This is a genomic window from Sphingobacterium thermophilum (genome assembly GCF_039541675.1).
Taxonomy (GTDB): domain Bacteria; phylum Bacteroidota; class Bacteroidia; order Sphingobacteriales; family Sphingobacteriaceae; genus Sphingobacterium; species Sphingobacterium thermophilum.
Genome location: NZ_BAABGR010000029.1, coordinates 82609 through 106303, shown reverse-complemented (window position 1 = coordinate 106303; position 23695 = coordinate 82609). Strand labels below are relative to the sequence as shown.

Annotated in this window: 24 protein-coding genes; 14 read left to right on the top strand and 10 right to left on the bottom strand. The window is 40.6% G+C overall.

Annotated elements, in window-relative coordinates:
* The first annotated feature begins 120 nt into the window (after window positions 1-120).
* The 5 genes from ABD873_RS10200 (at window position 121) to rodA (ending at window position 5858) form a co-directional block, all read left to right on the top strand.
* Window positions 121-1143, top strand: a complete 1023-nt coding sequence (locus ABD873_RS10200) for a rod shape-determining protein (RefSeq protein ID WP_345068015.1) — start codon at window positions 121-123, stop codon at window positions 1141-1143.
* 99 nt (window positions 1144-1242) lie between these two features.
* Window positions 1243-2094, top strand: a complete 852-nt coding sequence (mreC, locus tag ABD873_RS10195) for a rod shape-determining protein MreC (protein ID WP_345068013.1) — start codon at window positions 1243-1245, stop codon at window positions 2092-2094.
* Window positions 2087-2614, top strand: coding sequence for a rod shape-determining protein MreD (locus ABD873_RS10190; RefSeq protein ID WP_345068011.1), 528 nt, complete (start codon window positions 2087-2089; stop codon window positions 2612-2614). Before mreC ends, ABD873_RS10190 begins: the two co-directional genes overlap by 8 nt.
* A gap of 12 nt (window positions 2615-2626) precedes the next feature.
* Window positions 2627-4597 (top strand): penicillin-binding protein 2, encoded by a 1971-nt coding sequence (gene mrdA, locus ABD873_RS10185; RefSeq protein WP_345068009.1) that lies wholly within the window; start codon window positions 2627-2629, stop codon window positions 4595-4597.
* Window positions 4587-5858, top strand: a complete 1272-nt coding sequence (gene rodA, locus ABD873_RS10180; protein ID WP_345068007.1) for a rod shape-determining protein RodA — start codon at window positions 4587-4589, stop codon at window positions 5856-5858. Before mrdA ends, rodA begins: the two co-directional genes overlap by 11 nt.
* Here the strand turns inward: rodA and ABD873_RS10175 are convergent.
* On the bottom strand, window positions 5855-6472 hold the full coding sequence (locus tag ABD873_RS10175; protein ID WP_345068005.1) for an IMPACT family protein: 618 nt from the start codon (window positions 6470-6472) through the stop codon (window positions 5855-5857). The genes rodA and ABD873_RS10175 overlap by 4 nt on opposite strands.
* A complete protein-coding gene (locus tag ABD873_RS10170) occupies window positions 6469-7323 on the bottom strand; it encodes an EamA family transporter (protein ID WP_345068003.1) in 855 nt (284 codons plus the stop codon). The genes ABD873_RS10175 and ABD873_RS10170 overlap by 4 nt, the downstream gene beginning before the upstream one ends.
* Window positions 7324-7856: 533 nt before the next feature.
* On the opposite strand from ABD873_RS10170, the gene ABD873_RS10165 reads away from it, so the two are divergent.
* The 6 genes from ABD873_RS10165 to ABD873_RS10140 all read left to right on the top strand — a co-directional run bounded on the left by ABD873_RS10165 (window position 7857) and on the right by ABD873_RS10140 (window position 13657).
* Window positions 7857-8687, top strand: coding sequence for a prephenate dehydratase (locus tag ABD873_RS10165; protein ID WP_345068001.1), 831 nt, complete (start codon window positions 7857-7859; stop codon window positions 8685-8687).
* 53 nt (window positions 8688-8740) lie between these two features.
* The gene (locus ABD873_RS10160) at window positions 8741-9853 is read left to right on the top strand and encodes a chorismate mutase (protein ID WP_039054169.1); all 1113 of its coding nucleotides are present in this window, start codon (window positions 8741-8743) and stop codon (window positions 9851-9853) included.
* Complete coding sequence (aroA, locus tag ABD873_RS10155; protein ID WP_345067998.1) at window positions 9853-11100, top strand: 3-phosphoshikimate 1-carboxyvinyltransferase; 1248 nt, start codon at window positions 9853-9855, stop codon at window positions 11098-11100. The genes ABD873_RS10160 and aroA overlap by 1 nt, the downstream gene beginning before the upstream one ends.
* Before the next feature lie 153 nt (window positions 11101-11253).
* A complete protein-coding gene (gene aroC, locus ABD873_RS10150) occupies window positions 11254-12342 on the top strand; it encodes a chorismate synthase (protein ID WP_345067996.1) in 1089 nt (362 codons plus the stop codon).
* 137 nt (window positions 12343-12479) lie between these two features.
* Window positions 12480-12701, top strand: a complete 222-nt coding sequence (locus ABD873_RS10145) for a hypothetical protein (RefSeq protein WP_345067994.1) — start codon at window positions 12480-12482, stop codon at window positions 12699-12701.
* A 101-nt stretch (window positions 12702-12802) separates the two neighbouring features.
* Entirely contained in the window at window positions 12803-13657 is an 855-nt protein-coding gene (locus ABD873_RS10140) for an ROK family protein (RefSeq protein WP_345067992.1), read from the top strand.
* An 18-nt stretch (window positions 13658-13675) separates the two neighbouring features.
* Here ABD873_RS10140 and ABD873_RS10135 read toward each other — a convergent pair whose 3' ends face one another.
* Window positions 13676-16093 (bottom strand): alpha-ketoacid dehydrogenase subunit alpha/beta, encoded by a 2418-nt coding sequence (locus tag ABD873_RS10135; protein WP_345067990.1) that lies wholly within the window; start codon window positions 16091-16093, stop codon window positions 13676-13678.
* Window positions 16094-16225: 132 nt separating this feature from the next.
* Between ABD873_RS10135 and ABD873_RS10130 the strand changes: the two genes are divergently transcribed.
* Together ABD873_RS10130 and ABD873_RS10125 are read left to right on the top strand one after the other, a co-directional pair.
* The gene (locus tag ABD873_RS10130) at window positions 16226-16960 is read left to right on the top strand and encodes a hypothetical protein (RefSeq protein WP_345067988.1); all 735 of its coding nucleotides are present in this window, start codon (window positions 16226-16228) and stop codon (window positions 16958-16960) included.
* Window positions 16961-17053: 93 nt separating this feature from the next.
* Window positions 17054-17500 (top strand): NUDIX domain-containing protein, encoded by a 447-nt coding sequence (locus ABD873_RS10125; protein ID WP_345067986.1) that lies wholly within the window; start codon window positions 17054-17056, stop codon window positions 17498-17500.
* A 378-nt stretch (window positions 17501-17878) separates the two neighbouring features.
* Here the strand turns inward: ABD873_RS10125 and rlmH are convergent, their stop codons facing one another.
* The 6 genes from rlmH to ABD873_RS10095 all read right to left on the bottom strand — a co-directional run bounded on the left by rlmH (window position 17879) and on the right by ABD873_RS10095 (window position 22489).
* Entirely contained in the window at window positions 17879-18352 is a 474-nt protein-coding gene (gene rlmH, locus ABD873_RS10120) for a 23S rRNA (pseudouridine(1915)-N(3))-methyltransferase RlmH (RefSeq protein ID WP_345067984.1), read from the bottom strand.
* A gap of 113 nt (window positions 18353-18465) precedes the next feature.
* Window positions 18466-19836, bottom strand: coding sequence for an MBL fold metallo-hydrolase (locus tag ABD873_RS10115; protein WP_345067982.1), 1371 nt, complete (start codon window positions 19834-19836; stop codon window positions 18466-18468).
* Between the two features lie 25 nt (window positions 19837-19861).
* Window positions 19862-20641 carry a sulfite exporter TauE/SafE family protein gene (locus ABD873_RS10110; RefSeq protein ID WP_345067980.1) on the bottom strand — a complete coding sequence of 260 codons (780 nt, stop codon included), beginning with the start codon at window positions 20639-20641 and terminating at the stop codon, window positions 19862-19864.
* A 3-nt stretch (window positions 20642-20644) separates the two neighbouring features.
* Window positions 20645-21058: a DUF6691 family protein gene (locus ABD873_RS10105; protein ID WP_039054587.1), complete on the bottom strand. Its 414-nt coding sequence runs from the start codon at window positions 21056-21058 to the stop codon at window positions 20645-20647.
* A 3-nt stretch (window positions 21059-21061) separates the two neighbouring features.
* Window positions 21062-21610 (bottom strand): YeeE/YedE family protein, encoded by a 549-nt coding sequence (locus tag ABD873_RS10100; RefSeq protein WP_345067978.1) that lies wholly within the window; start codon window positions 21608-21610, stop codon window positions 21062-21064.
* 195 nt (window positions 21611-21805) lie between these two features.
* Window positions 21806-22489: a carboxylesterase family protein gene (locus tag ABD873_RS10095; RefSeq protein WP_345067977.1), complete on the bottom strand. Its 684-nt coding sequence runs from the start codon at window positions 22487-22489 to the stop codon at window positions 21806-21808.
* A gap of 122 nt (window positions 22490-22611) precedes the next feature.
* Between ABD873_RS10095 and ABD873_RS10090 the strand changes: the two genes are divergently transcribed.
* Window positions 22612-23016, top strand: coding sequence for a c-type cytochrome (locus tag ABD873_RS10090; protein WP_039054627.1), 405 nt, complete (start codon window positions 22612-22614; stop codon window positions 23014-23016).
* 24 nt (window positions 23017-23040) lie between these two features.
* Here the strand turns inward: ABD873_RS10090 and ABD873_RS10085 are convergent, their stop codons facing one another.
* Entirely contained in the window at window positions 23041-23454 is a 414-nt protein-coding gene (locus tag ABD873_RS10085; RefSeq protein ID WP_345067974.1) for an SH3 domain-containing protein, read from the bottom strand.
* Window positions 23455-23695: the final 241 nt, after the last annotated feature.

Here is a 23695-nt window from a genome sequence, read left to right as displayed (position 1 = left end):
AAATCTAATACCAATTTTTTGCGACAAGAATTAACAGTTTTTATCAAATAGCTTTTAACATTATCGGTTTTTTTTGATTATTTTTGTTCAAATTTTTTACAAAGAATCAGGACTTTTTAAATGGGTTTATTCAATTGGTTTACGCAAGAAGTTGCGATTGACTTAGGGACAGCAAACACCCTAATTATACATAACGATAAAGTAGTAGTGGATGAACCTTCGATAGTGGCCTTTGACCGTACGACAAACAAGGTCATCGCTATTGGAAGGCAAGCCATGCAGATGGAAGGTAAAACCCACGACAATATACGAACAGTAAGGCCTCTGCGTGATGGTGTAATAGCAGACTTTACTGCTGCCGAAGCCCTTATCCGCGGGATGGTAAAAATGATAAATAACGGTAAATCATGGTTTTTCCCTTCCTTACGTATGGTGATATGTATTCCTTCAGGTATCACCGAGGTTGAAAAACGTGCCGTACGTGACTCGGCAGAAATTGCTGGCGCCAAAGAAGTGTACCTCATTCACGAACCTATGGCAGCCGCAGTAGGTATCGGCATTGACGTAGAAGAACCTGTAGGAAATATGATTATCGATATTGGTGGGGGTACTACAGAGATTGCGGTAATAGCCTTGTCGGGTATCGTTTGTGACCAGTCCATCCGTGTGGCGGGAGACAACTTCGATTCTGATATCGTTCAGTATATCCGTCGTCAGCACAACATCATGATCGGTGAGCGTACTGCCGAAAAAATCAAAATTGAAGTAGGTGCAGCCCTTCCTGAGCTGTCTGACCCTCCGGCAGACTTCGCCGTACAAGGTAGAGACTTGATGACCGGTATTCCTAAACAGATTACCGTTTCCTATACAGAGATTGCCCACTGTCTGGACAAATCTATCTCTAAAATCGAGGAAGCTATCCTCAAAGCGTTGGAGATCACTCCTCCGGAGTTGTCTGCAGATATTTATCAGACCGGTATTTACTTGACTGGTGGTGGTGCACTCTTACGAGGTTTGGACAAACGTATTCAGGCAAAAACCAAATTGCCAGTTCATGTGGCAGAAGATCCACTACGTGCAGTAGTACGCGGTACAGGTATTGCACTGAAAAATATCGGTAGATTTAAATTCTTAATGCAATAATAGAGTTGCTTAGGTATATCTTTACGCGATATTGAAAAGTCCAACTTTTTCAATATCGCGTACTTATTAATAACAATTACATTACTGAACATTTGAGACATGAAAAATTTGTGGCTTTTTCTGGTCCGATACAACTCCACCTTTTGGTTTATCCTCTTTTTCGTGTTTTCTCTAGTGTTAGTAATAAACAACAATAACTATCAGCGATCTGCATTTATCAACTCTTCCAATATTGTTGTAGGCTCTTTCTACGCCAAAGTGAATTCTTGGAAAGGATATATGCACTTGGCAGAAACCAACAAAGATCTGATGGATGAAAATGCATTGTTGCGCTATCATCTGCAAAATCTCCTAGATAAAGACAGTGCAAAACATGCTCTGTTTTTGGACTCCCTTCCCAAAGATATAGATCACAATAGATACGAATTTATAGTTGCTTCAGTAGTAAACAACAGTGTACATCACCGAAGCAATTATATCACCATAGACAAAGGATCTCTTGATGGTATTGAAAAAGATATGGGTGTAATAACCTCTAACGGTGTGGTAGGAACCGTTCAAAACGTTTCTCCTCACTTTAGCACCATCAAATCACTATTACATCCGGACACAAAAATTTCCGTAACCATTGATTCCAATGCTACAGCTTTTGGTTCTCTTGTATGGGGAAACAATACCGAGCCCCGCTTTGCAATGGTTAGAGATATTCCGAATCACGTCAAGCTTTATATAGGTCAACCTATCTTCACCTCCGGATATTCCACTAAATTTCCGAAAGGCATAAAAGTAGGTCATATCGTACAGACAGATATTGTAAGCGGAGGGTCGTTTAAAGATGTACGCATCTTACTGACGACTAAATTTGAGCAACTGCATCACGTCTATATTGTTAAAGATAAATTAGCGAAAGAAAAGCTGGAACTCGAAGCGGGAAACGACAACAATGGCTAAAGTAATTATATATAACATTATTCGATTTGTAATATTACTGATTCTGCAAGTAGCTGTATTGAAAAACTTCGGATATTATAATATAGCTGTAACCTATCCGTATATCCTTATCATCCTGTTGTTACCTATAGGAATACCCAACTTGGTCTTATACGTATTAGCCTTCTTGACCGGCTTGTGTGTGGACGCTTTCTACGACAGTATAGGGATTCACGCTTCGGCTTGCGTAGCTTTAGCTTTTTTCAGGATATTCTTTCACAACATCACCATCGAAGTCGAAGAGAGAAGCTCCTTCAATACTCCATCGTGGGGAAGCAGAGGATTAAAATGGTACAGTACCTATATCCTTTTAGGGACATTCATCCATCATCTCGTACTATTTTTGGTAGAATCTTTTTCTTTTTCGAATATCTTACAGACATTATTAAGTGTCGTACTAAGTTCTTTGATGACTTGTATTGTCATCTTCATCATTAGTTTGCTGACATATCAGAAAAAAACACGGATATTGAGCAATTAATAAGGAATTATTATGAATAGTTTTTTTCAGCGAAAATATATCATACAAGGAATTATTCTGATAGTTGCCTTAACTCTTATCGCTCGATTGTTCTATCTCCAGATCATCGACGATTCTTATTTATTATCAGCCAATAACAACGTCCTACGTAAAGTAATAGAATATCCTGCTCGAGGGATTATCTTGGATCGCAATGGCAAGATTCTGGTACAGAATGAACCAGTGTATGATCTTATGGTCATCCCTAAAGAAGCAAAAAATATTGACACTCTTCTACTATGTAATCTTCTGGGCATAGATAAGGAGGGCTTTGAAAAAAGAATGAAAAAAGCTCGTGAACACTCTCCTTACCGAGCATCCATTTTCGAAAAGCTTATCCCTAAAGAGACGTTTGCCGTTTTGCAAGAACATATGGACAAGTTCAACGGTTTTTACACCGTTGATAGAAATATCCGGACCTATCCGGACAGCATAGCAGCCCAATTCTTAGGATATATTCAGGAGGTAAACGAAAAAGATATTGAGCGTTCCAACGGCTTCTACCGCGCAGGAGATTATATCGGCGCCTCTGGAGTAGAACGTTCCTATGAGGAGCTCCTACGTGGCACCCGAGGGGTTAAAAACCTGATGGTGGACGCCCTGAATAGACCGCAAGGCTCCTTCATGAACGGCAAGTACGATACGCTGGCTGTTGCCGGGGAAGGCCTTATATCTTCATTGGATAAAGACCTTCAAATACTAGCAGAAAAGCTCATGCGCAACAAATCGGGCTCTATCGTGGCTATAGAACCTTCTACCGGAGAAATATTGGTCTATGTGAGCAGCCCTTCCTACAATCCTAACCTTATGGTAGGACGTGAGCGGGGCAACAACTATATGAAGTTGCTCAGGGATCCGAACAAACCTATGTTCAACAGACCTATTCAGGCCTCCTACCCTCCGGGATCAGCATTTAAAGTTATTGCAGCCCTTACAGCCCAACAAGCCGGTGTTATTAACGCTAAGACAACCTTCTTTTGCCCTGGGGGATATTATGTGAATGGTGCCAAAATGCGCTGTACCCATGTGGACGGTACTACAGACCTCGTAAAATCCATCCAAAATTCGTGTAACACCTACTACGGATATGTATATGCTCGTATGCTGGAATCCAGAGGAATGCCTCCATATAAGGCATACGAACTTTGGCGAGAGTCACTAATGAAATTTGGCTTAGGAAATCCTTTGGGTATTGACCTTCCTGGAGAAAAGGGTGGCAACATCTATCCTGCCGAATATTACACCAAACGGTTCAGAAGTAACAAGTGGGCTTCATCATTTAATATTTCTTTATCTATCGGTCAGGGAGAGCTCGGCATCACACCTCTTCAGATGGCCAATGTGATGGCGATAGTAGCAAACCGCGGCTATTATTACCGTCCTCACCTTATCAAAGGTATAGGACAGAAGAAAATCGTCAAAAAGGAGTTTACCGAAAAAATATGGGCGGGCGTGGACGCTCAATATTACGAACCTGTAATCGAAGGGATGAGTCGTGCCGTTTCCAGTGGTACCGCTGCCGGCGCCCGAATCCCAGGAATTGAGATGTGTGGCAAAACAGGAACCGTCCAAAATCCACACGGCGAAAACCATTCTGTGTTTTTTGCTTTTGCACCGCGCGAAAACCCTAAAATCGCGATCGCCGTCTTCGTCGAAAATGCAGGGTATGGAGGAACTTGGGCTGCCCCTATTGCCAGTATGATCGTGGAAAAATATATTCGCGATACCATATCCATGTCCAAGCATGTGCAGGATAGAATAATGAATACGAACATCCTGCCATTCAAAAAGAAAAGCACACCGGAAGTGAAAAAAACAGATAAACAAGATAACAATTCGAAGAAAGATTCAACAACTGCCAACAAACAAGTTGCATATCAAGAGAATAAAGAGTCAAATATCTTAGTTCATCATAGCCAAGTCAGAAAAAATTATGCACAATGATAAGAAAGGTTTTTTGGGAAGAATTGACTGGGTAACTATATGCCTCTGGTTCACGCTGTGCCTTATCGGCTGGTTCAACATCCATGCAGCCGTATATGATGCAGAAAATCCGGGCATCTTTAATATGGCTACCAACTATGGCAAGCAGTCTATTTACATCTTCACAGCCTTGATTATCGGTTTCAGCATACTTATCATCGACCAACGCTTTTTCTATTCGGCACCGCCCTTCATCTATTTTGTGGTCATTCTTCTTCTTATCGCAGTGCTCGTGATAGGACGCAATGTGGGAGGTAACCAAGCCTGGATACCTCTGGGAAGTTTCCGTCTGCAGCCTTCTGAATTTGGTAAGCTGGCCACCTGTCTATTGCTTGCCTATTACCTTAATACACAGACCAACAAGCTTCCAAGCTTTAAAGCACTGTTAATAGGTGCCAGCATCGTACTTTTTCCCGTTTTCCTAGTCATGTTGCAACCGGACACGGGTTCTGCTTTAGCCTTCTTCTCTCTCATTTTTGTATTCTACAGAGAAGGGTATGTAGGCACCAAACTACTGATTTTTGGAGGATTGGCCATCCTGCTTTTCATCATGGCTCTTCTTATAAACCAATGGATTCTGATAGGAATTATAGCAGCCATCTGTGTGCTTTTCATTTTTCTTTTAGGGAAGAAAAGAAAATATATCATTGATCTCAGCATCATCTTCGCCGTGGCCAGCGTCTTTGTCATGAGTGTAGATTTCGCTTACGAAAAAATCCTTCAGCCGCACCAACGTAACCGCATTGACATCATATTAGGAAAGATGGATGACCCAAAAGGTCAAGGTTACAACCTGAATCAATCCAAGATTGCTATTGGTTCGGGAAAACTCTTCGGCAAGGGGTATTTGCAAGGGACACAGACTAAATACAATTTCGTGCCCGAACAAAGTACAGACTTTATATTTTGTACTATTGGCGAAGAATGGGGCTTTGTCGGCTGCGTAACATTGATAGCTTTATATGTATTCCTTCTATTCCGGATAATACATATCGCAGAACGACAGCGGACCACCTTTGCTCGTGTTTATGCCTATGGGGTGGCCTCCATCCTATTCTTCCACTTCTTTATCAATATTGGCATGACCATAGGTATAGTTCCTGTTATAGGTATTCCTCTTCCTTTTATCAGCTACGGAGGGTCTTCATTATGGAGCTTTACTATACTTCTATTTATTCTGTTGAAGTTTGACTCTATGCGCAAAGGCTTATCACCTAACTAAAGCGTCTTAAGATAAGTGGTCTTTACCCCATCAATCTTTTCCATCTTCTGAATAAAAGTATTGACCTGCATCTTACGCATCTCCACCGTCATGGAGCACGAGTTATCAAACTGTTGATTCAATACCGTAATACCTTCTTCTTTAATGACTCGCATCACGTCATTCATCGAAAGGTATTCAAACTCTATGCAGTAAACATCATTTACGGTACGCTCGAGGATAATGGCATTCTCAAGGGCTTCTTGTGTCGCCGTCTTATAAGCGTTGATTAAGCCGGGCACACCAAGTAGGGTACCTCCAAAGTAACGGACCACCACGACCAGAATATTAGTGACATCTTTGGAAAGAAGGACATTTAAAATAGGACGGCCTGCCGTACCGGAAGGCTCCCCATCATCGTTTACCCTATAAATCGACCGATCGGGAGTAAGTCTATATGCCCAACAGTGATGACGAGCCTTTGGATGCTCAGCCTTTACACCTGCGATAATCTCTTTCAGCTGATTCTCATCCCTAAATGGAAAAGCATACGCAATAAATTTACTGCCCTTATCCTTAAAAATGCCTTCCGCAGGTTCTTCTATAGTCAGATACGTATCTTCAAATAGACTCACAGATATGCTATTAATATAATCGATATAACCGCCAAAAGCAGTCCAATCTTGTTCAACAAAGTCAATTTCTCCTTAAAAACAAATACTCCCACCAAACTGCCCAAAACTATTACCCCTACATTCATCGCCGTAAATACGATGGAAGGATTATCAGAAATGGCTCTATGTGCCCGCATATAGTAGTAGATATTTGCAAAATTAAACAATCCTAAAAACAATCCCCAAAGTATAGCGTCTTTATCCCACCTTTGTCGATTAGTCCAGCTGAAATATAATAATATCATAAAAGCAAAAATCATTGCCCCCACAAACACCAAAAACATGGAAGTAGTATACGGAATATTCTTATATTGAGCCACCTGCTTGAAAAGAATATCTATAAATCCCATACCTATAAAAACAATAAAAGGATATATATTCTTGCTGTTCGGCTTATCCTCATGATTACGCCAGCTCACAGAACAGATCACGGCTACTACCCCGATAAGGATTCCTATAATCTTCCGAACTTGTACCGCTTCATTAAAGAGTACAAAAGAAGCAATAAGCGGTATAAACAGCGACATACGCTGTGCCACATCGGTCTTTACAATACCACTATATCTTACCGCTAACGCTATAAAGATAAAAAGACAAGGCAACATGATTGCCAAAGGCAAATAATATAGATAAGGCAATGTAACCTCTTGCAACACCCCAATCTCCGGTCGGAAAAGAAAATAAGTGAGCGCAACGGTAGTCGGATAGTTCCACAACACCATCTGTTGTACGTCAACACTCCTCTTACGGGCTATTTTTATCAAAACACCAACCAAAACGCTACAGCATACACTCAATAAAACATATATCATTATATGGAACTCTTATTACAGCACAATAATATCAAATAATCTTCATATTTGATAATTCATAAAAACCACTTAAAAAGACATATTTTTTACCTCAAAAAACAAACATTTTTATAAAAAAATAAGCTCTTTTTTTGATGAAAAATCAATACAAAAAAAAGTATAAAAAAACAGACAATAAAAAAACTTAAATAGCTGAATATTAATATTTTAAAAATTATACACATAAAAAATACAGTTAATTTTAAGCTATTTTTTTGAGTTTTTTTTAATAAAAAAATACACATTTTTTTACCCATTTAGCACAACAAAAAAGCCAAAAAATCAAAAAAATTATAATTTATTTTGGAATTAAAAAAAACTGTTTTACATTTGAATCATCAAAACAAGGACATGAATAATTTTAACACATATTACTTTTTCAACTTCTTTTATTTTAGAAATAAAGGACGGGACTAGTAGTATGGTTAAAATCAAGAGCATATCACAAAAGTCCCGGTTTGAAACTGGGACTTTTTTTATACTAGATGAGACAGATGAGTAAGAAGACAAAAATTGCTATTCAAGGAGTAAAGGCTTCATTTCATGAAGAAGCTGCAGTCAAGTATTTCGGTTCGGATATCGAAACTATTGAGTGCGGTTCTTTCAGACAGACTTGCGAAATGTTGAAGCAACGTAAAGCAGATTATGTGGTGATGGCCATAGAAAACTCCATTGCTGGAAGTATCTTGCCTAACTATAATTTACTGAGAGATTACAGATTTCATATCATCGGAGAAGTACATTTAAATATACAGCAAAATCTTTTGGCTTTGCCAGGAGTCAAATTAAGCGACATAGAGACCGTGGAATCGCATCCTATTGCTATCCGTCAATGTGACGAATTCTTAAGCGAACATCCGGAATGGACCATCAAAGAAGGATTGGATACGGCGGGGTGTGCCAAAAGAATCAGCGAAGAGAAACTTAAAAATACGGCAGCCATTGCAAGCGAATATGCGGCTAAGATTTATGGTCTTAACATTCTAGAAAGAAGAATTGAGACGCACAAAAAGAATGCTACCCGCTTTCTCATATTGGCAAACGAAGTGGTAGAACAAAAAGGAGCCAATAAAGCTTCTCTATCGTTTCAAATAGGCAATTCAGTAGGTGCTTTGGCTACAGTACTACAATGTTTTGCCGAGCAGAACGTTAACCTCAGCAAAATCCAGTCTATGCCTGTCATAGGCCGTCGTAACGAGTACGACTTCTATGTGGACGTAGAATGGAAAAAACAGTCCGACTATGACGCCGCCATCCGTAAAGTATTAAAACATACGGTAAACTTCAGCATCATGGGCGAATACATCAAAAATGACAAAGTATAATTAACACAAACAATAAAGTTACTAATCAATTTAAAATATTAAAACATAATACGATGAAACATTCTTTAGAAGTTCTTCCTTTAAGTTCATGGATTGACACTAATGGCAAACCACTTATAATAGCAGGTCCATGTAGTGCTGAGACTGAAGAGCAATTGGTCTCTACAGCACACCTATTGGCAAATACAGGAAAAGTAAATATCCTTCGTGCCGGTATTTGGAAACCTCGTACACGTCCGGGAGAATTCGAAGGTATCGGAAGTATAGGTTTACAATGGCTGAAACGTGCTAAAGAAGAGACAGGACTTTTGACTGCTACCGAGGTTGCAACAGCAAAACACGTCGAAGAAGCTTTGGAAGCCGGTGTAGACGTACTTTGGGTAGGCGCACGTTCTACGGCAAACCCATTCACAGTACAGGAAATCGCTGATGCTCTAAAAGCATTGGGAGCCGACGTACCAGTATTGGTGAAAAACCCGGTGAATCCTGATCTTTCCTTATGGATCGGTGCATTAGAACGTATCAACCGTGCTGGCATCAAGAAGATTGCCGCCATACATCGTGGGTTCTCCTCATTCGAGAAAACTGCTTTCCGCAACGAACCTATGTGGGACATCGCAATCCAGCTGAAAACCATTGCTCCCGAGCTTCCTATCATCAACGACCCAAGCCACATCTGTGGTAACCGTGAGTTGATCCCATACATTACGCAGAAAGCTATGGATATGGATATGCAGGGGCTTATCATCGAATCCCATATCGACCCGTCAGTGGCATGGACAGACGCCAAACAACAGGTTACTCCTGCTGCCTTAGCGGATATGCTGGATAATATTGCTGTACGTAAACCTGCGTCAGACAATCCCGCCTTCGAAGATAAACTGGCTGAATTGCGTAAACAGATCGACAAACTAGACGACCAAATCCTTAAAACCATTGCCGACCGCATGAAAATTGCTGAAAAAATCGGAGAATATAAACGCGACAACAACGTAACAATCTTGCAAGTATCGCGTTGGGATGAAATCGTCCAAAAACGTGTTCAACTGGCAAAGGCGCTAAATCTCGGAGAAGAGTTTACGGTAAAATACTTAGAATTGTTGCACAACGAATCTATTCGTAAACAAAACGAGGTTATGAACTCTAAACCAGTAGCGGAGGCATAATGAGTCAAAAAAGCATCAAGCTATCTCATCCGACGAAAAAGTTACAAGGCACGGTACAACTTACTGGCTCTAAGTCAGAGAGCAACCGTGCTCTCATCATACAGGCTCTGAGTAAGGGCAAGGTTACGATAGAAAACCTGTCCAAAGCAGATGACACCGTACTGCTTACTAGAGCTCTCCAGCAAGCCTGTATGCCGGGCACCGAACAGAAAACCATAGATATAGGTCCAGCTGGTACGGCTATGCGTTTCATGACTTCCTACCTGAATCTCATTCCGGGAGATTTTATACTTACAGGAACAGAACGCATGCAGCAACGTCCTATAGGTATCCTTGTTGATGCTTTGAAAGATATTGGAGCCGACATTCATTATGTTAAAAAGGCGGGCTTCCCTCCTCTTCATATTGAGGGAAAGCTTTTCCAAACTAAAGACCATGTGTGCATAAAAGGGAATGTCAGCAGTCAATATATTTCTTCACTATTGCTGGTAGCCTCGGCACTTAAAAAAGGGCTTACCATAGAAATCGAAGGTGAGTTGACCTCCCGTCCATATGTGACGATGACACTAAACATGCTGGCAGAAGCAGGCATACATCACAGCTGGCAAGACAATAAAATTCATATTAGGCCGCAGGAAGCCCAAGAAGCAACAATCTACATCGAGCCGGACTGGAGTGCAGCCTCATACTGGTATGCCATGGTCGCCTTGGCCGAAGATGCGGAAATTCAACTTCCTGGATTGAAGAAAAACAGCCTGCAAGGGGATATTGCCATTGCAGAAATTATGCAACATTTCGGCGTGGAAACCATTTTCGAAGAAAAAGGGATTTTGCTAAAAAAGAAAGACAGCCGTTCTGACAAAATTCTTTTCGACTTCAAAGAATGTCCCGACCTTGCACAGACGGTAGTAGTAGTAGCCGCCCTACTAAAAAGAAATGTTTCCTTCACAGGATTGGAAACACTGAAAATCAAAGAGACAGACCGTATTACTGCTCTACAAACCGAAATAGGCAAATTCGGTGCTACTTTGACTGAAGATAATGGTATCTACCATCTAAACACCGACAATGTCAAAGAACCTGAAGCCATATCTATTGCCACTTACGAAGACCACCGTATGGCGATGGCTTTTGCTCCTTTGGCATTGGTATTCAAAGAAATAAGCATTGAAGAACCTCAGGTAGTAGAAAAATCTTATCCAATGTTTTGGGAACATTTGGAAGCTCAAGGTTTTGCAATACAATGAGCTTAATAAAAAATTTGTCGCCTTTGCGTATCGTCATATAGTTGTGAAAAGACAACAAGGACTATGTGGCGATACGGTTCAGCGACACTCTAATAAACATTTGTGTCTCCAGCAGGCATATTATTTTGTATTTTAGTACAAATACTAATCATTATGGCAGGAAATTCATTTGGCGAACTATTCCGCATTACGACCTTTGGTGAATCCCATGGAAAAGCCATAGGCGTGATCGTGGACGGATGCCCCCCTAATATTCAAATCGACGAAGAGTTTATTCAATCTGAGTTAGACAAAAGAAAACCGGGACAGTCGAAAATAACTACACAACGTAAAGAAAGCGACACCGCACAAATTTTGTCCGGAACGTTCGAAGGTAAATCTACCGGAACACCTATAGCTATTCTGATACCTAACGAGGATCAACGATCGAAAGATTATTCCCACATTGCTGACAAATACCGCCCTTCCCATGCAGATTATACCTATCAGATGAAATATGGTATTCGTGACTACCGTGGAGGAGGCCGTTCGTCCGCTAGAGAAACGGCAGCACGTGTTGCTGCAGGCGCTATTGCCAAGCTTTTCCTAAAACAGCATGGCATTGAAATCTTTGCCCACGTCTCTGGTGTGGGAGAAATCGAATCTCCTAACGTAGACACCGCAGACCTAAAAAACTTACTTGAAATCCGCGAATCCAACATAGTGCGTTGTGCCGATCCGGCAACAGCAAATGAGATGATTAGCTTTATCGAGAAGATTCGCAAGAATGGGGATACCGTAGGTGGCAGAATTTTCACTATCATACGTGGAGTACCCGCCGGATTGGGAGAACCTGTATTTGACAAGCTCCATGCCGAACTGGGAAAAGCTATGCTCAGCATCAATGCCGTTCATGGATTTGAATACGGATCTGGTTTTGAAGGGTCTAAGATGAGAGGCTCTGAACACAACGATATCTTCACCACAGAAAACGGCAAAGTCGTCACCAAAACAAACTTTTCAGGTGGTATACAGGGTGGAATATCCAATGGCATGGACATCACCTTCAAAGTAGCCTTCAAACCTGTAGCGACAATCATGCGTGACCAAACCACATTAAATCAGCAAGGTGAAGAAACTACCATCTCTGGCAAAGGAAGACACGACCCTTGCGTGGTGCCTCGTGCCGTAATTATCGTGGAAGCTATGGCCGCACTCGTGATAGCAGATTATCTCTTGAAACAGAAAGCTTATTTAGTATAAATTTGGAACTTCCGTAATCATACACGGAAGTTCTTCCTAGTTTTAAATGATTATGAGATATTTCATCCGCATGATATTACTCGGTGTATGTATAGCTACCTCATCATATGCTCAAGATCAATACGCCACCACAAGCAATGGAAAAGTCGTACTTTTACGAAGTAACGGAACTTGGGAATACGTCAATAGAAAAGCTCCATCCAAAAGCAATAGCTCATCCTACAGAACTTCTACAAGTCGAAATTTTTCTTCCTACTCTTCTCCCAAAAGAAAATCATCAGCTGTTCAAAAAACGTATATACGAGGCCCAAGAGGTGGTTGTTATTACATCAATAGCAATGGAAATAAGACCTATGTAGACAGAAGTCTATGCAATCGTTAGCTAAAAATTAATTTTTATCCCTAAATTTTATTGAGATATCCTATATTTGGCGAAAAATACTAACTAAATATAATCATAATGTCTGATACTGCTTCTTTTATTTTAGCTTGTGACATCGGAGGTACCCACATCACCTCAGCCATAGTGAATGCTAAGGACTGGACTATATTACCTGATACATTGGTACGAAATCACGTTGATTCTTCCTCTGATGCTAAATCGATTTTTCAAAATTGGTCTTCTACCATCAACCTTTGCCAACAAAAGCATGAAGTTACCATCAATCAAATCGGTATTGCGATGCCGGGCCCTTTCAATTACGAAGAAGGCATTTCTTTAATGAAAAATCAAGACAAATACGATGCTTTGTATAAGCTAAATGTGTCGCACGGCATATTAGAAGGTTTGAACAATAAAAATTGCAGTATCAAATACATCAATGATGCGGCAGCCTTCCTGCAGGGGGAAGTATATGCCCAACAGCTACAACATAAACCCAAAGTGCTTGGCATTACGCTGGGCACAGGTCTAGGAAGTGCGGTATGGAGCAAAGGTCATAAAGCTTTCGACGCTGACCTTTGGAACACCCCTTACAAAGACAGCATCTTCGAGGAATACTTGGTGACAAGATGGTTTACGAATCGCTTTGAACAGCTTTCAGGAATCAAAGAAACTGGCCTTAAAGAAATTATAGAAAAGCATCAAGAAACAGCGGCTTTCCAACAGTTAATGTTAGAATATAGAATACACCTGATTGATTTCCTTAAATATTTCAGCGAGCTACATTGCTGCAAAGATTTTATCATAGGAGGCAATATCGCAAAAGCTTGGAATTTAATTGATCAGGGCGGCATTTTCTCGGTATATCATATTACACATGCACAATATGCAGAAAAAGCAGCACTGATAGGTGCTGCCTCCATATTTGAATAAGGCTTGTCTTGATTTTCCTTAGATATATTTAGGGTAGTTCTGCGGATCGACCTCGTTCATAATTTCATACACGGTCTCGACAATGTCTTCAACCGATGGTTTGGTGAAGTAATCCCCATCTGAACCATAAGGAGGTCGGTGGGGTTTGGCCGACAACGTACGAGGTTTACTATCTAAATGATAGTATCCGTTTTGCGTTTCTAAAATCTGCTGCATGATAAATGCACTGGCTCCACCCGGCATATCTTCATCAACTACCAAAATTCTATTTGTCTTTGACAAGGACGTCAAACACACTTGAGTACGGTCAAACGGCTGTAGACACTGTATATCTACAATTTCTATGGAAATGCCTATCTTGTCCAATTCCAATGCTGCTTCCTGTACTAAGCGTAATGTAGATCCATACGATACTACGGTTACATCCCTACCTTCTCGTATGACTTCAGCAATACCTATAGGCACCGTAAAGTCGCCCACATTGCTAGGCATTTTCTCTTTCAACCTATATCCGTTAAGGCATTCTACCACTACGGCAGGATCTTCTCCTTTCAGCAAAGTATTGTACATTCCTGCTGCCTGCGTCATATTGCGCGGCACACATATATGCAACCCACGCAATGAGCCTAAAAGCACAGTCATTGGCGATCCGGAATGCCAAATTCCTTCCAAACGATGGCCCCTGGTGCGAATAATGAGAGGTGCTCTCTGCTGTCCTTTGGTTCGATAACTCAACGAAGCAAGGTCATCGCTTAACACCGGCAAGGCATAAATCAGATAATCCAGATACTGTATTTCGGCTATAGGTCTTAAGCCCCTTACTGCTAAACCTATCCCCTTACCAATGATAGCTGACTCCCGGATTCCGGTGTCGAAAATACGAAGGTCACCGAATTTCTCCTGCAAGCCTGCAAAGCCTTGATTTACATCACCGATTTTTCCAACATCTTCTCCGAAAGCTACCAACCTTGGATCTCTACGGAAGTTAGCCTCAAAACAGGCGTTCAACACCTCTCTTCCATCCAAGACGGCTGCATTGTCCGCATATTCCGGATCTATAATATCCACCTCCAATGGTGAATATATATTTTCTACAAAAAGCTTACTGTTGTAACGTTCTTCATTCACGGCTTTGCGCGACTGATACCAGTCCAATAAGGCCTTCCTCTCTGCCGTGTCGGTAAAACGTAAACCACGCAATGCCTGACGTACTACCGAATAGATATCCTTAAGTGAGGGCTCCGTAGCGCTCTTTAATACGTTTAGCGCGTGCTCTACTTGCCCATCTTTCACCGCCGAAAGATAAACAATAGCTTCATCTAGCTCCTGTTGCAGGAAGTTACGGTAATCGAACCAAGCTCGCTTTTGTTCTTTTCTTACAAAATCCTTAGCCTCAGCCTCTATCTTGTCTAGTTCTTCTGCGGTAGCGATGCCAGCTTCGATAATCCATTCACGCATCTTCACATTGCAGTCGTAATCTTTTTCCCACTGCAATCGTTCGACAGACTTATAGCGCTCATGCGATCCCGAAGAGCTGTGCCCTTGTGGCTGCGTAAGATCCACTACATGCACTAGGCAAGGCACATGACGTTCGCGTGCGATTTTCGCTGCCTGCTCATAAGTCTCGCAGAGACCTGGATAATCCCATCCTTTTACTTTAAAAATCTCTATTCCTAGACCTTTAAAATCCGACTGAAAACCTTTCAGCACTTCTGAAATATCGGACTTCGTAGTCTGTATATCGTTCGGCACAGAAATGCCATAACCATCATCCCAAATGGAAATTACGGCTGGAATCTGCTTCACTCCCGCCGCATTGACGGTCTCCCAGAAAACACCTTCGGAGGTTGAAGCATTACCTACATTACAAAAGACAACTTCATTTCCATTGTCGGAATATTCTGTAAGATAAGCCAACTCTTTATTGTTACGATAAAGTTTGGAGGCAAGTCCTAATCCCAACGTTCGGGCCATCTGCCCCCCCGTGGTAGAAATATCAGAAAAAGAATTAATCTGCTGCAGTTGGTTTTTCCAGCTTCCGTCCTCTTCTACCAGCTTGGTAGCAAAGTGAGCTACCATCTGCCTTCCTCCCGAGGATATATCAGCCTCCAAAGAAGGGTGAGCATATAACTGTGAGAAGAAATGATAAATGGTGCTTATACCTGTCTGAAAGGCTAATGTTTGATCCCTGTAGTAGCCCGAACGCCAATCGCCCTTTCTAAATACTTTGGCAAGAGCAATCTGCGCCACCTCCTTGCCATCACCAAAAATTCCAAACTTCGCCTTACCTGTAAGTACTTCTTTCCTTCCCAACAAACTTGCATTACGACTTTGCACCGCCGCTTCATAATCCTTTAAAACGATAGCACGAAAATCATCAAAGCTCAATTTTGAAGGTATACTATTCATCGGTGCACTCAAACGTGAATCAATCATTAATCTATGTTCTTATTCAACAAAAGTAGCAAATTAACTCTTTACAATATAACCAATAATTTAATATTAGTCCTAAAATATATACAATAATTACGTACTTTTAAGCGCAAATAATTGATACTTTAGAGTTTTATGAATACAGCGAATAACGGCGTAAATCCGGAGATAGGATTAGGAGATTTGGAAAAGACGGTGATTCTTAACACATTGCTAGAAGTTCCTTTTGGGCAACGTGACGAGAAATGGGTAGATCAATTTTTGAGCGTTATCGATCAAGCCAATCTTAAATTAGGCAATCCTGAAGTTATTGTTGCCAGCGACGGCTTTCCTTATATACAATTACAAAATGTGGAAGCTGAAGAAAGTTTTCAGGCTTTTGTAATCAGCAAACAGCTTCCTACAATTCTTTTACAAGGTTTCGGCGTAGTTATCAACCCGCAGAAAGAAAGACCGGACTGGGTATTTTCTTATGGTGATATCGTAAATTACGAGCTTAACGACACTTTTTACAGCAACGAAAGTAGCTTCTCCCACAGCCAAGATATCGTGGTTATCGGCAAAGACGAACGCGTGTTGGTGGGAGCTCCTTCAGAAGCTATACTTCCTAAATATCTGAAAAAACAATTGCGTGAGTTTTTGCAACATATGGGGATACAGCAGCCAAAAGCTATGCTTATAGCACGCAGCTTCGAAAACGAAGAAGACTTAAAACAAGACCTTGTATTCAACTTCACTCCTCCTCAACTGAAAAATGACAAGCTGTTTGAAGAGATTTCAAGCGCTATTGCTTGGATGTTGCCTAAGCATTATTCGGTGCTGTTTGTAGATGAAGCTTCCATCGAAGGCAATGCTTTTATTGAATTGTAATACTGACAAAATATAATCAGATAGGCAGTTTCAAATCATGAAACTGCGATAATATAGAAGATATTTGTTTTGATTATAAGCGAAAAAGATAAAATGTTTCCATTTAACGTCCGCGTATACGGAATCCTTAAAAATGAGGACAATCAAGTTCTCATTACGGATGAAAGAGCAGAAAATATATCATTCACGAAGTTTCCGGGTGGAGGATTAGAATACGGAGAAGGACTTATTGATGCACTGAAAAGAGAGTTTCTCGAGGAGTGCAACCTACGAATTGAAGTAAAAAGACATATCTACACCACCGACTTTTTCGAGAAATCCAGCTTCAATAGTAGCCAAATCATATCGATTTATTATGAGGTGGAAGCCCTAGACAAATTGGACATAGAGCTCAAGGAGAAACCCTTCGACTTTCATGACAAAGACTCCATAAAAAAATTAGAAGTCTTCCGTTTGGTGGATATAGACCAACTTAAAACAGAGGATCTTACTTTCCGTACCGATCAAAGGGCGTGGGAGGAATACAGAAAGCTTAATTAATATTTAAAATTTAAATTAATTTTTCTTTTCATCGTAACAAACTCTTGACAAAGATAAATTTTTTATATAATTTTATCTCATCGATGAATTCCTGAAAATTTTCAGACCATCGACATCCTGTTCTCTTTTCATAAGAGATAAATAGTTAGTGTGATTTTAAGGCGATATCCCCCAAAATATCGCCTTATCTTTTTGAAAATCTTATAGAAAATAAGCTAATACAGCTACTGCGATACCCGCCAAAATAATAAGCCATGTATAGCTTTTCTCCCCTTCCTCGCTTCTGAATTTGAAATCTCTTTTATATTTTTCCATGATTTTGTCTCCTTCAAAATATTTATTGCTAGTTAAATTACGATTAATTTTGTAAATTATTGCTTATTCATGGTGATAAGGTTCACCTTTCATAATCGTGAAAGCTCTATAAATCTGCTCCACAAAAAACAATCTTATCATTTGGTGTGAAAATGTCATTTTAGAAAGAGACAAAGAACCATTGGACCTCGCTTTAACAGCATCAGCAAATCCATAGGGTCCTCCGATAAGAAATACCAAATGTTGTACACTGGAAACCATCTTCTTTTCCAAAAAATCGGCAAACTCTACCGAACGGTACTCCTTCCCTCGTTCGTCCAACAAGATGACCTGATCGTTTGCCGCAATATATTTAAAAAAGAGTTCTGCCTCTTTCTCTTTCTGCTGTGCTTCGGAAAGGTTTTTAGCATTCTTAACATCAGGAATCACTACAAAATTAAAGGAAATATAATGTTTCAACCGCTTCAAATACTTATCCAGTCCTTCCTGAATGTATTTATCGTCCGTCTTTCCTATGCACAATAACGTTATTTTCATGTTGTAAAATTCTATAAAAATCAGAATAATGAAAATAAAATTTACAAAAACACAAAAGCAGACGGCAGTGTACCGTTCCGTACACTGCCGTCTGCAAAATAATATAGCAACAACTAAGCTGTTACGACGTCATGACCTTTTGCCAGCCAATCTTGCATACTACCGATATAACTTTTAACATTCGTAAAGCCGTTTCGATTGAGTATGGATGCTGCTATAGTAGCTCTGTCCCCTGCTTGACATTGGACCATAATGGGCTGATGCTTAGAAATGTCGGGAAGTGCTTTAGCCAGCCTACCCACAAAAAAATGTTGAGCTCCCGGGATATGACCGTTGCGAAACTCTACCTTGCTGCGCACATCTAGCAATACAGAAGAGTCCTCTTGCAATGCTGACTTCACCTCTTCGGCCTCCACAATCGGTATTTGCACCAAATCCCCTTCCAGCTTTTCCACAAAGCCTACAATATTGTCCATACCTATACGCATCAACTTTCTAGTCACCTCCTTTTTGTTTTCTGGAGAGACCACCAGCACTAAAGCTTTATCGTATGGAAGCATCCACCCCGCCCAGTTAGCCAGACTGTTATTATTCTGGATATTAATAGAATGCCGAAGATGTCCTGTGGCAAATTCAAACTTGTTGCGCGTATCTACAACTATAGCTTCTGCAGGAATCTGCGATACTGCTATCACCGGATGATCAGGCACTTCGGTAAGGAGGTGGCGCTCTTCCTTATTCAATTTCTTCATCATAGCGAAATAGGTCGGAACCTCCGGCTGATCGCGCAAGAGCTCCTCTTTAAATGCTTCAAAGTCCTCATGTTTCAAAGCCCAGTTTCTTATCTTCTCATAGCCCACTGTAGAGCTTGCCACAGCACCTAAGGCCTTCCCACAAGCAGACCCTGCCCCATGACCAGGCCACACCTGCACATAGTCCGGCAGAGCCTTAAACAATTTCAGTGATTCAAAAAGTTGCTTTGCCCCCTTCTCTTTAGAGCCCACCACCCCGGCAGCTTCCTCCAGCAAGTCCGGCCGTCCAACGTCTCCCACAAAGACAAAATCCCCCGTAAAGATCATCACCGGCTTATCGGTTGCGGCATGGTCTGTAAGAAGAAAGGAAATACTTTCAGGTGTATGTCCCGGAGTATGGAGCACCTCCAACGAAAGATTACCCAATTTTATCTTGTCACCATGTTTCAGTCCTATATGGGGGAACTCATACTGCCAGTCTTCTCCTCCTTCATCAGAAAGATACAGTTTTGCTCCGGTAAGGGCAGCCAACTCTCGACTTCCGGAAAGAAAATCAGCATGTATATGCGTTTCTGCAACATGGGTTATATGAAGATTATTGGCTTTCGCTATTTCTAAATAGGTATCCACATCTCTTTTAGCATCAATAACTATTGCTTCTTTGGAAACCTGACAACCAATCATATAGCTAGCTTGAGCTAAAGTTTTGTCGTATATCAACTCGAAAAACATATCTTAATTTTTTTTGATTCAACCATTAAATAATTCCTAATTCGGTGAGAATGACAAAAATGGCTACCGACATAATGACCAACGCGAAAAGCTTTTTTAGCTTCTTACCGTCTAACTTATTGCTTAAATTAAAGCCTATAAATATGCCTAGTACCGTAAGTCCTGTATACGTCAGAAGAAGATTCCATTGGAACATGCCAATCCTTCGCCAGTCGCCCAGTAGGCCTAACATGGAATTGATGGCGATAAGTACCAAAGAAGTAGCCACCGCCTTACGCATGCTTAGATGGAAAAAGCTCGTCAGTGCTGGGATAATTAAAAATCCTCCCCCTGCCCCTACAATACCAGTGACACTACCTACAATAACACCTTTTGACACCACCGCGAAAAAAGGATATTTCGACCGCGGAAGGTTTACATCCTTAAACATGGCATAAGCAGCAAAGAGCATCAAAATAGCGAAAGCCACCATCAACACCACTTCCTGGCTGATGACATACCCTCTTATATAAAACTCGTCGGGAATCAGGGGTACGATATATTTTCGCATCACAAATACCGAAATCATCGAAGGAATCCCGAATTTTATAAGCTTATCCATATCGACATCCTCATAGATAAAGCCCTTCACCCCTCCCACAAGGGATGTCACGCCTATGGAAAATAACGAATAAGCCGTGGCCAAAACCGGATCCACACCAAAAACATAGACAAATATAGGAACGGTCAATATGGAGCCTCCACTACCGACTAAACCTAACGTAATGCCTACAATTACAGCTAAAATTAATCCTAAAACAAACATGAATTAATGTGGAAGATATTTGCGTAATACACCGTATAAATAAGTTCCCAACAAGGCTCCTACAATCACAATAAGCATAGCATAAACCCCTGCTCCCAGTAACGCAAAAATGGGACCGGGACATGCACCTACCAATGCCCACCCTAATCCGAAAAATATACCTCCTATAAGATATCGTGGAATAGACTTAACCTTAGGATGAAATACGATTTCTTTACCGTCAACGTCTTTGGACTTATTGCGCTGCATGTACTGAACACCTAAAAGCCCTACCACCAACGCAGAACCTATAAATCCGTACATATGAAAAGACTGAAAGTTGAACATCTCGAAAATGCGGAACCATGATGCGGCTTCTGCCTTATACATCACTACGCCGAACAAAATGCCTAGTAGAATAAAAACTAACTTTCTCATAACTTAAAAGATTAAAGGGAAAAACACATGAACCATAAGCAATCCTCCAATAAAAAATCCTATTACAGCGACTAAGGAAGGCCATTGCAGTTCACTCAATCCCGTAATGGCATGTCCGGAAGTACATCCTCCAGCATAGCGAGTGCCAAAGCCTACAAAAATTCCGCCTATAAGAAGCAGAAGCACATTTTTGAGGTCCATCTCAAAGAACAACTCTGTCGGCAGATAAGCCTTTCCAGCACTATCAAACCCATAAGATTTTAATATTCCTATGGTATTCTCCGCAATTGGTGGCACCTGATGGTCTGATAATCCATAAGCTGCAAGAGCACCTCCAAAGACAGTACCCAACAGAAATAACAAATTCCAGCGCTGCGCTTTCCAGTCAAAGTCGAAAAAATCACAACTTTTGCCTGCGCCCAACGCCGAACATAACGTGCGGAAATTCGAAGAAAACCCAAAAGTTTTTCCTAGCTTTATCAAAGCCAGCATAATTAAGGCTACTAAGGGCCCTCCTACATACCAAGGCCATGTTCCATAAATAGCTTCCATATTTTTTTAGTTTATGACAAAAGTAAAATCCTTCAACATCAAAATCTGTAACTTATGTTACGCTTCGGACAACTAATCCTTATTAAAGGTAAAAATATCTACACATAATAACGAGCTTTCCGGCTTTTAAGGACTAAAATTGATTCTACTTATATCGAAAAATAAAAAGACCTCAAGAAATCTTGAGGTCTTATACTATTTATTTTTGGTGTGCTCTAACATCCATTCATACATCTCAGGCGTATGAAAAACACGCTCCACACTACCGTGTGTTCCTCCCTTTATTATTGTCAGTTTCACCTTTGCTGTATCCCTACATTGTTTTATCGCACGATACAGTTTTCGTGATTCCGAAGGAGGCACTATCTTATCTATGCTGCCATGCATCAACCAGATCGGCACCTGTCCTAAATTACAGGCATCATTCAAATCCCCTCCACCGCATATAGCCACCGCTGCAGCAATCCTGTGCGGATATTTTCCTACCACGTGCATTGTTCCATACCCACCCATACTCATTCCACAGACATACACTCGAGATGAATCTGCATTATAATGTTGGATGACATAATCTATCAGTTCCATGACGCGGTCAGGCTCCCACTTTCTGTGCGACTGAGGGGCTATAACAATAGCATTAGGAAGCTGTAAACCGCGCTCTAAGGCACGAAAAACACCATATCTTTTTACTCTTTCTAGGTTATTACTTCCGCTAAGACTTCTTCCGTGAAGAAAGACTATCAAAGGCAATTTCCCATTAGAAGTGTCTATTGAGGGCTGATGTATCAAAAAATTGTAACTCGTCCTGTCATATACTGCAGTTTGAGCTTGCAACCCCAAATAACTTAGCACAAGCAGGAAACTAACAAGTATCTTCATAAATTTATTAAACACTATTGACGCAAAAATACACTTACCAATCCACAAGTGTAAATATTTCATGACATTTTTATGACGTTCCCAAAATCTTTCGTAATATTAGTTTTTATTATAAAAGAACAATGAAAAAACAGAAGAAAACCTTATTCCTTGCAGGAATATTATGCATGATAATTGCTGTTTCAGCATTTACCCAACCGGGACAGCCACAAAACGAAAAACCTAAAAATCTAAAGGTTTTACCAAAAAATATTTCGAATGAAGAGCTAACCAAGGTCATGCGCGGATTCAATGCAGCCCTCGGGGTAAAATGTAATTATTGTCACGCTCCAAAATCCAATGGTGAAAAAGGAATGGACTTTGCCAGCGATGCCAATCCTAAGAAAAATGTAGCTCGCGAAATGATAAAAATGACCCAGAAAATCAATAAGAAATACTTCAACAAAGAACACGATGGAGTGTTAAAAAATATTTCTTGCGAGACCTGTCATAACGGAGCAGCTAAGCCTAAGACATTAACAAAATAAGAAAGGGCTTTTATAAGCCCTTTCTTATTTTATCGGTTCAAGATATTCGGCATAACAATATCCTTCTATACCATTAACTGTTCGGATCAGCCACCATAAGCTGTTTGCTCTGTTTAGTAAGGTAATGACCTCTCCTTTCGCGGCCTGCCCTATGATAGGCTGCTCTATCCCAGGCCCTTTACGGATATTCAAAGCTGTACTTTCAGTCACCACCCTTACTTTGGTTCCCACCACGTCGGGCGAAACTACAATGTCAAGTACCACTTCTCCCGAAAAAAAATTTGGATCAATCTGGTTATATATGTCCCACAACTTATTCTTTACATCAGCGGTGGGAGCTATACCTCGAATATATAAAATCCCATTCTGCTCCGCAATCTGCAGCTCAGCAATACCGGATTTTTTTGCTTCATCTATTAACATTTGATATTTGGACATTACTCCCATAACTCCTTCTAATTTAGGTTAACAACATATCTTATTGTCCTTACATTTTTATTATATTTACTTATTAAATTATAATAAACTCTTTTATAAAAACACCAAAGCCGAAAATTTGTTTTTTTATGAAATAATGTTTTAAGGTCGGCCTAGGCATTTAATAAAACACCAATTATAGACTAATACAATAAAAAGAGAGCTACATTATAAATTTACATTATATCGTATAAAATAAAAC

Excerpts from the sequence above, each read along its gene's own strand:
- ABD873_RS10200 (WP_345068015.1), top strand. The coding sequence starts at position 121 with ATGGGTTTATTCAATTGGTTTACGCAAGAAGTTGCGATTGACTTAGGG.
- mreC (WP_345068013.1), top strand. The coding sequence starts at position 1,243 with ATGAAAAATTTGTGGCTTTTTCTGGTCCGATACAACTCCACCTTTTGG.
- ABD873_RS10190 (WP_345068011.1), top strand. The coding sequence starts at position 2,087 with ATGGCTAAAGTAATTATATATAACATTATTCGATTTGTAATATTACTG.
- mrdA (WP_345068009.1), top strand. The coding sequence starts at position 2,627 with ATGAATAGTTTTTTTCAGCGAAAATATATCATACAAGGAATTATTCTG.
- rodA (WP_345068007.1), top strand. The coding sequence starts at position 4,587 with ATGCACAATGATAAGAAAGGTTTTTTGGGAAGAATTGACTGGGTAACT.
- ABD873_RS10170 (WP_345068003.1), bottom strand. The coding sequence starts at position 7,323 with ATGATATATGTTTTATTGAGTGTATGCTGTAGCGTTTTGGTTGGTGTT.
- ABD873_RS10165 (WP_345068001.1), top strand. The coding sequence starts at position 7,857 with ATGAGTAAGAAGACAAAAATTGCTATTCAAGGAGTAAAGGCTTCATTT.
- ABD873_RS10160 (WP_039054169.1), top strand. The coding sequence starts at position 8,741 with ATGAAACATTCTTTAGAAGTTCTTCCTTTAAGTTCATGGATTGACACT.
- aroA (WP_345067998.1), top strand. The coding sequence starts at position 9,853 with ATGAGTCAAAAAAGCATCAAGCTATCTCATCCGACGAAAAAGTTACAA.
- aroC (WP_345067996.1), top strand. The coding sequence starts at position 11,254 with ATGGCAGGAAATTCATTTGGCGAACTATTCCGCATTACGACCTTTGGT.
- ABD873_RS10145 (WP_345067994.1), top strand. The coding sequence starts at position 12,480 with ATGGAAAAGTCGTACTTTTACGAAGTAACGGAACTTGGGAATACGTCA.
- ABD873_RS10140 (WP_345067992.1), top strand. The coding sequence starts at position 12,803 with ATGTCTGATACTGCTTCTTTTATTTTAGCTTGTGACATCGGAGGTACC.
- ABD873_RS10135 (WP_345067990.1), bottom strand. The coding sequence starts at position 16,093 with ATGATTGATTCACGTTTGAGTGCACCGATGAATAGTATACCTTCAAAA.
- ABD873_RS10130 (WP_345067988.1), top strand. The coding sequence starts at position 16,226 with ATGAATACAGCGAATAACGGCGTAAATCCGGAGATAGGATTAGGAGAT.
- ABD873_RS10125 (WP_345067986.1), top strand. The coding sequence starts at position 17,054 with ATGTTTCCATTTAACGTCCGCGTATACGGAATCCTTAAAAATGAGGAC.
- rlmH (WP_345067984.1), bottom strand. The coding sequence starts at position 18,352 with ATGAAAATAACGTTATTGTGCATAGGAAAGACGGACGATAAATACATT.
- ABD873_RS10115 (WP_345067982.1), bottom strand. The coding sequence starts at position 19,836 with ATGTTTTTCGAGTTGATATACGACAAAACTTTAGCTCAAGCTAGCTAT.
- ABD873_RS10110 (WP_345067980.1), bottom strand. The coding sequence starts at position 20,641 with ATGTTTGTTTTAGGATTAATTTTAGCTGTAATTGTAGGCATTACGTTA.
- ABD873_RS10105 (WP_039054587.1), bottom strand. The coding sequence starts at position 21,058 with ATGAGAAAGTTAGTTTTTATTCTACTAGGCATTTTGTTCGGCGTAGTG.
- ABD873_RS10100 (WP_345067978.1), bottom strand. The coding sequence starts at position 21,610 with ATGGAAGCTATTTATGGAACATGGCCTTGGTATGTAGGAGGGCCCTTA.
- ABD873_RS10095 (WP_345067977.1), bottom strand. The coding sequence starts at position 22,489 with ATGAAGATACTTGTTAGTTTCCTGCTTGTGCTAAGTTATTTGGGGTTG.
- ABD873_RS10090 (WP_039054627.1), top strand. The coding sequence starts at position 22,612 with ATGAAAAAACAGAAGAAAACCTTATTCCTTGCAGGAATATTATGCATG.
- ABD873_RS10085 (WP_345067974.1), bottom strand. The coding sequence starts at position 23,454 with ATGTCCAAATATCAAATGTTAATAGATGAAGCAAAAAAATCCGGTATT.